The 13027-nt window shown below is 66.8% G+C and carries 11 protein-coding genes; 9 read left to right on the top strand and 2 right to left on the bottom strand.

The window, feature by feature from the left end; genetic code table 11:
* Positions 1-15 precede the first annotated feature (15 nt).
* The 5 genes from sucD (at position 16) to ACCD11_RS14150 (ending at position 5240) form a co-directional block, all read left to right on the top strand.
* Positions 16-915: a succinate--CoA ligase subunit alpha gene (gene sucD, locus ACCD11_RS14170; RefSeq protein ID WP_413314348.1), complete on the top strand. Its 900-nt coding sequence runs from the start codon at positions 16-18 to the stop codon at positions 913-915.
* A 48-nt stretch (positions 916-963) separates the two neighbouring features.
* Positions 964-1740, top strand: coding sequence for a fumarylacetoacetate hydrolase family protein (locus ACCD11_RS14165; RefSeq protein ID WP_413314347.1), 777 nt, complete (start codon positions 964-966; stop codon positions 1738-1740).
* A 52-nt stretch (positions 1741-1792) separates the two neighbouring features.
* Complete coding sequence (locus ACCD11_RS14160; RefSeq protein WP_007834176.1) at positions 1793-2809, top strand: 2-dehydropantoate 2-reductase; 1017 nt, start codon at positions 1793-1795, stop codon at positions 2807-2809.
* Positions 2806-4227: a pyruvate kinase gene (pyk, locus tag ACCD11_RS14155; RefSeq protein ID WP_413314346.1), complete on the top strand. Its 1422-nt coding sequence runs from the start codon at positions 2806-2808 to the stop codon at positions 4225-4227. The genes ACCD11_RS14160 and pyk overlap by 4 nt, the downstream gene beginning before the upstream one ends.
* A 65-nt stretch (positions 4228-4292) precedes the next feature.
* The gene (locus tag ACCD11_RS14150) at positions 4293-5240 is read left to right on the top strand and encodes a LysR family transcriptional regulator (RefSeq protein WP_007834180.1); all 948 of its coding nucleotides are present in this window, start codon (positions 4293-4295) and stop codon (positions 5238-5240) included.
* Positions 5241-5282: 42 nt separating this feature from the next.
* Here ACCD11_RS14150 and ACCD11_RS14145 read toward each other — a convergent pair whose 3' ends face one another.
* Positions 5283-5444 carry a hypothetical protein gene (locus ACCD11_RS14145; RefSeq protein WP_007834182.1) on the bottom strand — a complete coding sequence of 54 codons (162 nt, stop codon included), beginning with the start codon at positions 5442-5444 and terminating at the stop codon, positions 5283-5285.
* Positions 5441-5749, bottom strand: a complete 309-nt coding sequence (locus ACCD11_RS14140; protein WP_413314345.1) for a hypothetical protein — start codon at positions 5747-5749, stop codon at positions 5441-5443. Before ACCD11_RS14140 ends, ACCD11_RS14145 begins: the two co-directional genes overlap by 4 nt.
* A 374-nt stretch (positions 5750-6123) precedes the next feature.
* Between ACCD11_RS14140 and oxlT the strand changes: the two genes are divergently transcribed.
* The 4 genes from oxlT (at position 6124) to fdhF (ending at position 13019) form a co-directional block, all read left to right on the top strand.
* A complete protein-coding gene (oxlT, locus tag ACCD11_RS14135; protein WP_413314371.1) occupies positions 6124-7413 on the top strand; it encodes an oxalate/formate MFS antiporter in 1290 nt (429 codons plus the stop codon).
* A 286-nt stretch (positions 7414-7699) separates the two neighbouring features.
* Positions 7700-8227: a formate dehydrogenase subunit gamma gene (locus ACCD11_RS14130; RefSeq protein ID WP_413314344.1), complete on the top strand. Its 528-nt coding sequence runs from the start codon at positions 7700-7702 to the stop codon at positions 8225-8227.
* Complete coding sequence (locus ACCD11_RS14125; RefSeq protein WP_413314342.1) at positions 8224-9783, top strand: formate dehydrogenase beta subunit; 1560 nt, start codon at positions 8224-8226, stop codon at positions 9781-9783. Before ACCD11_RS14130 ends, ACCD11_RS14125 begins: the two co-directional genes overlap by 4 nt.
* 359 nt (positions 9784-10142) lie before the next feature.
* A complete protein-coding gene (gene fdhF / locus ACCD11_RS14120; protein ID WP_413314341.1) occupies positions 10143-13019 on the top strand; it encodes a formate dehydrogenase subunit alpha in 2877 nt (958 codons plus the stop codon).
* The last annotated feature ends 8 nt before the right edge of the window (positions 13020-13027 follow it).

Raw genomic sequence — 13027 nt, 5'->3', positions numbered from 1 at the left:
GATGGAACCCCTGAAATGTCCATCCTAATCAACAAGCACACCCGCGTGATCACGCAGGGCATCACCGGCAAGACCGGCAGCTTCCACACGGCCCAGTGCCTCGAATACGGCAACGGCCGGCACTGCTTCGTCGCGGGCGTGAACCCGCTGAAGGCAGGCGATGCGCTGGCCGGCATTCCGATCTTCGGCACCGTGAAAGAGGCCAAGGCCCGCACCGGCGCCACCGTCTCCGTGATCTACGTGCCACCACCTTTCGCCGCAGCGGCCATCGACGAAGCGGTCGATGCCGAGCTCGACCTCGTCATCTGCATCACCGAAGGCATTCCGGTGCGCGACATGATCCGCACGCGCCATCGCATGCAGGGCCGCAAGACGCTGCTGCTCGGCCCCAACTGTCCCGGCCTCATCACGCCGGGCGAAATCAAGATCGGCATCATGCCGGGCCACATTCACCAGCGTGGCCGCATCGGCGTGGTCTCGCGCTCGGGCACGCTCACCTACGAGGCCGCGAGCCAGCTCGCGAGCTTCGGCATCGGGCAGTCGACCGTGGTCGGCATCGGCGGCGATCCGGTCGGCGGGCTGCGGCACATCGACGTGCTGCGGATGTTCAACGACGACCCGCGCACCGACGCCGTGATCATGGTCGGCGAAATCGGCGGCGATGCCGAGGAGCAATGCGCGTACTGGATCCGCGACCACATGCGCAAGCCCGTCGTCGGCTTCATCGCGGGCGCCAGTGCGCCGCCCGGCAAGCGCATGGGCCATGCGGGCGCCATCGTTTCCGGCGGCCGCGGCACCGCCGAGGAAAAGCTCGCGGTGATGAAGGAATGCGGCATCCACGTCACGCGCAATCCGGCGGAGATGGGAAAGCTGCTCGCCTCGCTCGTGATCCCCGACTACCTGCCGTTCGACTGACTGACTGACGGCCGACCCGAATCCTCCATCCAGAAAGCAGACGACAACATGCAGCAAGAACAGACGAAATGGGCCCGCTTCGAACACGCCGGCGGCATCGGCTTCGGCACGCTCGAAGGCGATGCGGTGCACGAGCGCCGGGGCGACATGTTCGGCAGTTCCGAGCCCACGGGCCGCGTGTTTGCGCTGGCGGGGCTCCAGCTGCTCACGCCCACCGAGCCGACCAAGGTGATCGCGCTGTGGAACAACTTCCATGCGCTCGGCGCCAAGCTGGGCCTGCCGGTGCCGGCGGAGCCGCTGTACCTGCTGAAGACGCCCAACTCCTACCTCGCGCCCGGCGCACCGATCCGCAAGCCGCTGTGCGACGGCAAGGTGGTGTTCGAGGGCGAGCTCGGCATCGTGATCGGCAAGACCGCCGCCGCCGTCTCCGAAGCCGATGCGCTCGACCATGTGTTCGGCTACACCTGCGCCAACGACGTGACCGTGGCCGACATCCTGAACCGCGACGCCTCGTTCGCGCAGTGGGTGCGCGCCAAGGGCTTCGACACCTTCTGCCCGATGGGCCCGGTTGTGGCCACCGGCCTCGATGCAGCAACGCTCACCGTGACCACGCTGCTCAACGGCGAGGTGCGCCAGAACTATCCGATCAGCGACATGCGCTTCTCGGTGCAGCAACTCGTGAGCCTGATCTCGCAGGACATGACGCTGCACCGCGGCGACGTGATCCTCTGTGGCACATCGGTCGGCGTCGGCTCGATGAAGCCTGGCAGCCTCGTCGAGATCGAGATCGGCGGCATCGGAAAACTCAGCAACCGCTTCGGCTGACAACGCGCATGCCGAAGCGGCCGCGCAAGGAAATCAACTCTTGGGGATCGACATGAAGATTGCAATCATCGGCGCGGGCGCCATCGGCGGACTGGTCGGCGCGAAGCTCGCGCTGGCCGGCGAGGACGTGACGTTCATCGTGCGCGGCGCCAACCTCGAAGCCATCGGCAGGAACGGCATCAAGCTGGTCTCGGCCGAGGGCGAAGAACAGGTGGCGCGCAACGTCAAGGCCACCGACCGCTACGACGAGGCGGGTCCGCAGGACATCGTCGTGCTCGCCATGAAGGCCCACCAGGTCGAGGCGGTGGCGAACGACGTGCCCAAGCTGTTCGGGCCCGACACGGTGGTCGTGACGATGCAGAACGGCATCCCGTACTGGTACTTCCACCAGCACGGCGGCGCGCTCGCAGGCACGCCGGTGCGCAGCGTCGATCCCTCGGGGCTCGTCGCCACGAAGATCCCCGCGCAGCGCGTGATCGGCTGCGTGGTCTACCCGGCCTCGGAGCTGATCGCGCCCGGCGTGGTCAAGCACATCGAAGGCGACCGCTTCCCGGTCGGCGAGCTCGACGGCTCGGCGAGCGAACGCGTGAACCGCGTTGCCGCCTGCTTCACCGGCGCCGGCTTCAAGGCGCCCGTGCTCGACAACATCCGTGCCGAGATCTGGCTCAAGCTCTGGGGCAACCTGACCTTCAACCCGATCAGCAGCCTCTCGCACTCGACGCTGGTCGACATCTGCCAGTACCCGCCCTCGCGCGATCTCGCCGCTGCGATGATGCGTGAGGCGCAGGCCGTCGCGCACAAGCTCGGCATCGAGTTTCGCGTGACGCTCGAAAAGCGCATCGCGGGCGCAGAGAAGGTCGGCAAGCACAAGACCTCGATGCTGCAGGACGTGGAAGCAGGGCGTGCACCCGAGATCGACGCGCTGGTGGGTGCCGTGGTCGAGCTGGCCCGGCTCACCGAGACCCCGACGCCGCACATCGACACCGTTTACAGCCTGGTCAAGCTGCTCGCGCGGACCATGGAAGACCAGCGCGGCCGCGTCAAGCTCCATGAAATGACGACAGCATGAGACGCACACGCAGCGCAAAGATCGTCGCCACGCTCGGCCCGGCCACCACCGGCGAGCCGGCCATCCGTGCGCTGTTCGAGCGTGGCGTGGACGTGTTCCGGCTCAACTTCAGCCACGGCACGCAGCACGACCACGCGCGGCGTCTCGAAACCATCCGCCGCCTCGAGAAGGAATTCGGCCGGCCCATCGGCATCCTGCTGGACCTGCAGGGGCCGAAGCTGCGGCTGGGCACCTTCGAAGGCGGCCGCGCGCAGCTCGAGGCGGGCGCGCGCTTCCGGCTCGACATGGACAGCAAGACCAGCGGCAGCGCACGCCGCGCGCCGCTGCCGCATCCGGAAATCTTCGCCGCGCTGCAGGAAGGCACCGAGCTGCTGCTCGACGACGGCAAGCTGCGGCTGCGCGTGGACAGTCGCGGCGCCGACTTTGCCGAGACCACGGTGCTGGTCGGCGGGCCGATCTCGGACCGCAAGGGTGTCAACGTGCCCAGCGTGCTGCTGCCGATCTCGCCGCTGACGCCGAAGGACCGCGACGACCTGGCCTTCGGCCTGTCGATCGGTGTCGACTGGGTTGCGCTCTCGTTCGTGCAGCGTCCCGAGGACATCGAGGAGGCGCGCGCCATCATTGGCACGCGCGCCTGGATCATGGCCAAGCTCGAGAAGCCCGCGGCCATCGAGCATCTCGACGCCATCGTCGCGCTGTGCGACGGCATCATGGTGGCGCGCGGCGATCTCGGCGTGGAGCTGCCGCCCGAGCAGGTGCCCGAGCTGCAGCGCCTGATCGTGCGCGCCTGCCGCAAGGGCGGCAAGCCGGTGGTGGTGGCGACGCAGATGCTCGAATCGATGATCGCCTCGCCGGTGCCCACGCGCGCCGAGGTGTCCGACGTCGCGACGGCCATCTACGACGGCGTCGATGCGGTGATGCTCTCGGCCGAATCGGCCTCGGGCAGGTACCCGCTCGAAGCGGTCGCGATGATGGACCGCATCATCGCGCGCGTCGAGGCCGATCCCTCGTACCGTGCGGGCATCGACGCCACGCATGACGCGGCGCTGTCGACCACGGCCGACGCGGTCTGCGCCTCGCTGCGCCAGGTGGCCGCGCTGCTCGCGCCGGCCGCCACCGTGACGTATACCTCCTCGGGCTTCACAAGCCTGCGCGCTGCGCGCGAGCGTCCGGCGGTGCCCATCCTGAGCCTCACGCCCGACACCGCCGCAGCACGCCGCATGGCGATGGTCTGGGGCGTGCATGCGGTGCTCGTCGAGGACGTGCACGATGTGGCCGAGATGATCGAGTGCGCCTGCCGCACGGCGCGCGCCGAGGGTTTTGCGAAGGCGGGCGACGACGTGGTGGTGGTGGCGGGCCTGCCCTTCGGTCAATCGGGCACGACGAACCTGCTGCACGTCGCGCGGATACCCGGCTGAGCGCGCGCCATCGGCGCAGGCGCGCTGTACGATGCCGCTCGACCGCAGCCACCTGTTCTCACCCGATGAAGCATGCGACCCTGCGCCAGTTGAAGGTCTTCGAAGCCGTGGCGCGGCTGCTGAGTTTTTCGCGGGCGGCCGAGGAGCTCCACCTCACGCAGCCCGCCGTCTCCACGCAGGTGCGCAAGCTCGAGGAACACGCCGGCAACGTGCTGTTCGAGCAGTTCGGCAAGAAGATCTACCTCACGCCCGCCGGCACCGAGCTGCTGCAGATCAGCCGCGCCATCATCCAGCAGTTCGAGGCGGCCGAGAACGCGATGATGCAGTTCAAGGGCGTCTCCGGCGGCAAGCTCAACGTGGGCGTGATCAGCGCGGGCGACTACTTCTTTCCGCGCCTGCTGGTCGAGTTCGCGAGCCGGCACCAGGGCGTGACGCTGAACTTCACGGTCCACAACCGCGCGCAGCTGCTGACGCACATCGCCGAGAACCTCACCGACCTTGCGATCATGGTGCGTCCGCCGACCGATCTCGACACCGTCAACCAGCCGTTCGCTCCGCACCCCTACGTGATCGTCGCGGCGCCGGGCCATCCGCTGGTGGGCGTGAAGAAGATCCCGCTCCAGCGGCTGATGCGCGAGCCCTTCGTGGTGCGCGAGAAAGCCTCCGACACCTGGCATTCGATGGAAGACGGCTTCGGCGGCGATCTCAGCGGCATCAACATCGCGATGGAAATCCGCAGCACCGAGACCATCAAGCAGGCCGTGATCGCAGGCATGGGCGTGAGCTTCGTGTCGGCGCACACGGTGAGCCAGGAGCTGCGCGCCGGCAGCCTTTGCGTGCTCGATGTCGAGGGCTTTCCGCTGATGCTCAACTGGTACGTGGTGCACCGTCGCAGCAAGCGCCTGCCGCCGGTGGCGCAGGCCTTCAAGGACTTCCTGCTGAGTGACGGACCGTCGCTGATCGCGCAGATCGTTCCATTCGAAAGCCCCAAAGGCAAAGAGCGCGGCGAGTAACTCGCGCGCGCTCTTCGGGGAGGATCGGTTCGGTGTGGAAGCTCAACGCCGTGCAGCCGGCGAACGCTGCATCAGCGCGGCACGCGCGGCCTTGTAGAAGATCACGATGGGCATGGCGGCGATCAGGTCGCGCAGCGCATCGTTGGCGGTGGACGAAGAGGCGGGAGTGCGCAGGGCGCTGGAATTCAGGGTGGTGTGGCTCATTGAGGGCTCCAAAGGATTGAAACTGAAAGACCGAAGGGATTACCCTGAATTTTAGGGTTTACCCTAGACGAGAGCAAACGCCATTTTCGCGTTTCTTGACCTGGGTCAATTTTTTCGACGACAGGCGGGTTCTTGCACAAGCGTGCAGCGTGGCCATACGAGCGCTTCGCAAAGCGGGCCTGCATCAGCGCAACGCGCATCGCGAAAGTCATTGCACGAACCGTCGAAGTTCCGCGAAGACCTTTGCGATCCAGCTGGGCAATTTTTCTTCCATTCACACCATGCCGCGGCATCGCGAGATGCATGTCGGATGCAGCGCAATGCGCGCGTGCGAAGAGGCCTCCTGCTAGGGATATCACGGGGGTCTTGCGAGTCCGCGATTCGTGTGAACTTGACTGAGGTCAAGAGTTTTTGAGTCGCTCCGACCGACAGTCATTCACGCGCAAAACCAGGTGATCTTCATGCGGTGTATCGATGTCAAGGAAGCCTCGTTGCCTGTCGATGCGTACCGATCGCGTGGCGTGTGTGGCGCATGGCGCAGCACCCCGTTTTATTTCCGCTGTTTGCACCGATCGCTCGATTGATTTATCTGCATTCGAAGTCTGTCGGACCTCACCGAAAAACCAAGGACAACACCATGAATCGGCCCACCTCAACGATCGCAGGTTCCACCCCCGCGATGTTCCCTCCATCCGAAACCCATGGCGCCACCGCGAGCCGATCCGAGGCATACCGATGGGGCCAGCTGCTGATCGGCATCGTCTGCATGGCGATGATCGCCAACCTGCAATACGGCTGGACGCTCTTCGTCAATCCGATCGCCGAGAAGCACGGCTGGAGCCGCGCCGCGATCCAGGTGGCGTTCACCATCTTCGTGCTCACCGAGACATGGCTGGTGCCGATCGAAGGCTACCTCGTCGACCGCTTCGGACCGCGTCCCGTGGTGCTGGTGGGCGGCTTGCTGTGCGGCCTCGGCTGGGTGCTCAACTCGGAGGCCGATTCGCTCACGTTGCTCTACATCGCGGCGGCCGTCGGCGGCATCGGCGCGGGCGCGGTCTACGGCACCTGTGTGGGCAATGCGCTCAAGTGGTTCCCCGATCGCCGGGGGCTTGCCGCGGGCATGACCGCCGCGGGCTTCGGCGCGGGCTCGGCGCTCACGATCATCCCGATCTCCGCGATGATCAAGTCGAGCGGCTACGAAGCGGCCTTCCTGTATTTTGGGATCGGGCAGGGACTCATCGTGTTCCTGCTCGCATGGATGCTGACCCGTGCGCCCCACCATGCCAAGGCGTCGAACAGCCGCAACGTGCAGCAGGCAGGCCGCGACTACGCACCTGCCGAGGTGCTGCGCTCGCCCGTGTTCTGGGTGATGTACGCGATGTTCGTGATGGTGGCCGCCGGCGGCCTGATGGCCACGGCGCAGCTCGCGCCGATCGCCAAGGACTTCAAGATCATCGACGTGCCGGTCAACATCATGGGCCTGGTGCTGCCCGCGCTGACCTTCGCGCTCGCCATCGATCGCGTGCTCAACGGCCTCACGCGGCCCTTCTTCGGCTGGGTGTCCGACAAGATCGGCCGCGAGCAGACGATGTTCATCGCCTTCGCGATGGAGTCGGTCGGCATCCTGCTGCTCTACCACTACGGCCAGAACCCGATCCTCTTCGTCGTCCTGACCGGCATCGTGTTCTTCGCCTGGGGCGAGATCTACAGCCTGTTCCCCTCGACCTGCGCCGATACCTTCGGCTCGAGGTATGCGGCATCGAACGCCGGCATGCTCTACACCGCGAAAGGCACCGCCTCGCTGCTGGTGCCGCTGTCGAGCGTGCTCGCCGCCGCCACCGGCAGCTGGCAGGCCGTCTTCATCGCCGCCAGCGCGGTCAATGCGCTGGCTGCGCTGATGGCGTGGTTCGTGTTGCGGCCGATGCGCCGCAGGCACATCGAGGCGAGCCGCGCCACCACCATCGAGTAAGCCGTCGGCTCTTCCGATACACGCGGCCCTGCCATGAAGATGGCAGGGCTTTTTGCCGCTGGGCCGCAGGGTTTGTGCGCATTGGCACCGCGCTTGTTTCCGCGGAAATTGACTTGCGTCAAGGCCCCTGTCGCTCGATTCATCGACATTGATCCTCAAGCGGATGAGCGCGGGATTCACGTCGGATTTCATGACGGCGGCCCGCGACGAAACCACGATGAAAACAGCTCCGCCGGCAGCAAGACAACGGCGGCGCAGGCGGCAACGGACCAGACCGGACGGGATCATGAAACTACAACAGGTGCAGCAGGGACACGAGGTACCGCATCCGGCCTCAGCTCCCATCGACAAGGACAGGGAGCTCGCCGCCGTGCAGCGCAGCCTGCTGCAGCATGCGGACGAACCCGGCGCGCTGCTGCCGATCCTGCACGACGTGCAGGACGCGCTGGGCTACATCCCCGCGCACACCGTGCCGGCGATTGCCGACGCACTGAACCTCTCGCGTGCGGAGGTCCATGGCGTCGTCACCTACTACCACCACTTCCGTGCCGAGCCCGCTGGCCGCCACGTGATCCAGATCTGCCGCGCCGAGGCCTGCCAGTCGATGGGTGCCGATGCGCTGCTCGCCCACGCGGAGTTGCGTCTCGGATGCAGCGCGCACGGCACCTCGAAGGACGGCGCGTTCACGCTGGAGCCCGCGTTCTGCCTCGGCCTGTGCGCCTCGTCGCCCGCGATGACGTTCGACGACCAGCCGCATGCACGCATGACACCCAGGGCATTCGACGCGCTGATCGCGCAGGACAACAACCCATGAGCACCATCACCGTCTACGTCCCGCGCGACTCGGCTGCGCTCGCAGCCGGCGCCGACCGCGTGGCCCAGCGCATCGCGAAGGAAGCCACGGCGCGCGGCATCATGCTCGAGCTTGTGCGCAACGGTTCGCGCGGCATGTTCTGGCTCGAACCGCTGGTCGAGGTGAACACACCGACCGGCCGCATCGCCTATGGGCCCGTGACGCACGACGACGTGGCCGGCCTGTTCGACGCCGGCTTTCTCACGGGCGGCAAGCACCCGCTCGCGCTCGGCCCGACCGAAGACATTCCCTATCTCAAGAAGCAGGAACGCCTGACCTTCGCGCGCATGGGCATCACCGACCCGGTGTCGCTGACCGACTACCAGGCCTACGAAGGCTTCGCCGGCCTGCGCCGTGCGCTGGCGCTCGCGCCCGAGGAGATCGTGCAGCAGGTGCTCGACTCGGGCCTGCGCGGGCGCGGCGGTGCGGCCTTTCCGGCCGGCATCAAGTGGAAGACGGTGCTGGGCACGGCCGCCGCGCAGAAGTACATCGTCTGCAATGCGGACGAAGGCGACTCGGGCACGTACTCCGACCGCATGACGATGGAGGGTGACCCCTTCATGCTGATCGAGGGCATGACCATCGCGGGCCTTGCCACGGGCGCGACGCAGGGCTACATCTACGTGCGCTCCGAGTACCCGCACGCGATCGCGGCCATGAACGAGGCCATCCGCGTCGCCGAGGCGGCGGGCTTCCTCGGTGACAACATCCTGCGTTCGGGCAAGCGCTTCTCGCTCGCGGTGCGCAAGGGCGCGGGCTCGTATGTGTGCGGCGAGGAAACGGCGCTGCTCGAAAGCCTCGAGGGCAAGCGCGGCATCGTGCGCGCCAAGCCACCGCTGCCGGCCATCGAGGGGCTGTTCGGCCAGCCCACGCTGATCAACAACGTGATCACGCTGGCCAGCGTGCCGCTGATCCTGGCGCGCGGCGCAGCTTTCTACCGCGACTACGGCGTGGGCCGTTCGCGCGGCACGCTGCCGATGCAGCTGGCCGGCAACATCAAGTACGGCGGCCTGGTCGAGAAGGCCTTCGGCGTCACGCTGCGCGAGTTGCTGTACGACTACGGTGGCGGCTCGGCGTCGGGACGGCCGATCAAGGCGGTGCAGGTGGGCGGGCCGCTGGGCGCCTACCTGCCCGAGTCGCAATGGGACCTGCCGCTCGACTACGAGGCCTATGCGGCCGTCGGCGGCACGGTGGGCCACGGCGGCATCGTGGTGCACGACGACACGGCCGACCTGTCGAAGCTCGCGCGTTATGCCATGGAGTTCTGCGCGCTCGAATCCTGCGGCAAGTGCACGCCGTGCCGCATCGGATCGACGCGCGGTGTCGAGGTGATCGACAAGATCCGCGCGAACCAGAACCGCGCACAGCAGGTGATCCTGCTGCGCGACCTGTGCGACGCCATGGTCCACGGATCGCTGTGCGCCATGGGCGGCATGACGCCGTTCCCGGTGCTTTCCGCGCTCGACCACTTTCCGCAGGACTTCGGTCTTGCGGTCCCCGATCGCAAGGCTGCTTGAGATGACGCCTTGCTTTCTGATTCTTCACGGTGAAGGTTATTCGGGGCGCGCTCACGCCGACGGGGTGCCTTGCTCCGCGAATGTCCCCCGGCCTGCGGCCTCCTCCTTTATTTCGCTGCGCAAGGCACCCCGCCAGCGTGATCGATCAGAGCACTTGTTGATCAGCCAGCACAAGCGCCGCGCTCATCGTGCACACGGCGCCGGGTGCTCCCCGCAGCGAAATAAAGGAGGAGCCGAAGGCGGGGGACATTCGCGGAGGGGAGTACCCGGTGGCCTGTGCACGCGCGCCGAACGCAAATGCTCCGAACGCCAGCCCACTGAATAAAAGCCCACCGAGGCACAGAGAGAAAGCAAAAGACATGTTGGACCATCTGAAAGAAACCGACTACGGCACCCCCAAGCGCGAATCCACGCGCGAGGTCACGCTGGAAATCGACGGTACCGAAGTCACCGTGCCCGCCGGCACCTCGCTGATGCGCGCCGCGGTGGATGCCGGCATCAACGTGCCCAAGCTCTGCGCCACCGACAGCCTCGAGCCCTTCGGCTCATGCCGCCTGTGCCTCGTCGAGATCGAGGGCCGCAAGGGTTTTCCGGCCTCGTGCACCACGCCCGCCGAGGCCGGCATGAAGGTGCGCACCCAGACGCCGAAGCTGCAGGATCTGCGCAAGGGCGTGATGGAGCTCTACATCTCCGACCATCCGCTCGATTGCCTCACCTGCTCGGCCAATGGCAACTGCGAACTGCAGGACATGGCGGGCGTCACCGGCCTGCGCAACGTGCGCTACGGCTTCGACGGCGCCAACCACCTGAAGGACCAGAAGGACGAGTCCAACCCGTACTTCAGCTACGACCCCTCCAAGTGCATCGTGTGCAACCGCTGCGTGCGCGCCTGCGAGGAAACGCAGGGCACCTTCGCGCTGACCATCAGCGGCCGCGGCTTCGAGTCGCGCGTGTCGCCGGGCCAGGACGAGGCCTTCATGGATTCGGAATGCGTGAGCTGCGGCGCCTGCGTCGAAGCCTGCCCCACAGCCACGCTGCAGGAAAAATCGGTGATCTGGCTCGGCCAGCCCGAGCACAGCGTGATCACCACCTGCGCCTACTGCGGCGTGGGCTGCGCCTTCAAGGCCGAGATGAAGGGCAACGAGGTCGTGCGCATGGTGCCCTGGAAGGACGGCAAGGCCAACGAAGGCCACTCCTGCGTCAAGGGCCGCTTCGCCTGGGGCTATGCGACGCACCAGGACCGCATGCTCAAGCCGATGATCCGCAAGAAGATCAGCGACCCATGGCAGGAGGTGAGCTGGGACACCGCGCTGAACTACGCCGCGGGCGAGTTCAAGCGCCTGCAGGCCAAGTACGGCAAGGACTCGATCGGCGGCATCACCTCCTCGCGCTGCACCAACGAAGAGACTTACCTCGTGCAGAAGCTGGTACGCGCCGCCTTCGGCAACAACAACGTCGACACCTGCGCGCGCGTGTGCCATTCGCCCACGGGCTACGGCCTGAAGCAGACGCTGGGCGAATCGGCCGGCACGCAGACCTTCGCCTCGGTCGACAAGGCCGACGTCATCATGGTGATCGGCGCGAACCCGACCGACGGGCACCCGGTGTTCGCCTCGCGCATGAAGAAGCGGCTGCGCCAGGGCGCGAAGCTGATCGTGGTCGATCCGCGCCGCATCGACATCGTGAAGTCGCCGCACGTCAAGGCCGCGCACCACCTGCAGCTGCGGCCCGGCACCAACGTGGCGGTGGTCACGGCGCTGGCGCACGTCATCGTCACCGAAGGCCTGATGGCCGACGACTTCGTGGCCGAGCGCTGCGACACGGCCTCGTTCAAGGAGTGGAAGTCGTACGTCGAGCGCCCGGAGCAATCGCCCGAAGCCACCGAGCAGGCCACGGGCGTGCCCGCGGCCGAGCTGCGCGCCGCCGCGCGCCTGTTCGCCACGGCCGGCAACGGCGCCATCTACTACGGCCTGGGCGTGACCGAGCACAGCCAGGGTTCGACCACCGTGATGGGCATCGCCAACCTCGCGATGGTCACCGGCAACGTCGGCCGCGAAGGCGTGGGCGTGAACCCGCTGCGCGGCCAGAACAACGTGCAGGGCGCCTGTGACATGGGCTCGTTCCCGCACGAGCTGCCGGGCTATCGGCATGTGTCCGACAGCACCACGCGCGCCTCGTTCGAGGCCGCCTGGGGCGTGCAGATCGACCCCGAGCCGGGCCTGCGCATTCCCAACATGTTCGAGGCCGCGATCGGCGGCAGCTTCAAGGGCCTTTACTGCGAGGGCGAGGACATCGTTCAGTCCGACCCGAACACGCAGCACGTGGCGGCCGCGATGATGGGCATGGAGTGCGTGGTGGTGCAGGACATGTTCCTCAACGAAACCGCCAAGTACGCACACGTGTTCCTGCCGGGCTCCTCGTTCCTGGAGAAGGACGGCACCTTCACCAACGCCGAGCGCCGCATCTCGCGCGTGCGCAAGGTGATGCCGCCGAAGGCCGGCTATGCCGACTGGGAAGTGACCGTGAAGCTTGCGCAGGCCCTCGGCTATCCGATGGACTACAGCAGCCCCGAAGAGATCATGGACGAGATCGCCGCGCTGACGCCGACCTTCCACGGCGTGAGCTACCAGCGCCTCGACGAGCTCGGCAGCATCCAGTGGCCCTGCAACGATGCCGCGCCCGAGGGCACGCCCACCATGCACATCGACCGCTTCGTGCGCGGCAAGGGCAAGTTCATCGTCACGCAGTACGTGGCGACCGACGAGAAGGTCACGCGCAAGTTCCCGCTGCTGCTGACCACGGGGCGCATCCTCTCGCAGTACAACGTGGGCGCGCAGACCCGGCGCACCGAGAACAACCAGTGGCACAGCGAGGACCGGCTGGAGATCCATCCGCACGATGCCGAGGAGCGCGGCGTGAAGGACGGCGACTGGGTCGGCATCCAGAGCCGCGCGGGCGAGACGGTGCTGCGCGCCACGGTGTCCGGGCGGATGCAGCCCGGCGTGGTCTACACCACCTTCCACTTCCCCGAATCGGGCGCCAACGTCATCACCACCGACAACTCCGACTGGGCCACCAACTGCCCGGAGTACAAGGTGACGGCCGTGCAGGTGGCGCCGGTGATGCAGCCCTCCGCCTGGCAGCAGGAGTACAGCCGCTTCAACAAGGTCCAGCTGGACCTTGCGACGGCCGGTTCGGCGCAGGCTCCGCGCAACGAGACGATCCCCGCCAAGTAGCGCAATGG

Source organism: Variovorax sp. Varisp36 (assembly GCF_047304235.1).
Taxonomy (GTDB): domain Bacteria; phylum Pseudomonadota; class Gammaproteobacteria; order Burkholderiales; family Burkholderiaceae_C; genus Variovorax.
This window is presented reverse-complemented; position numbering and strand designations above follow the sequence as displayed.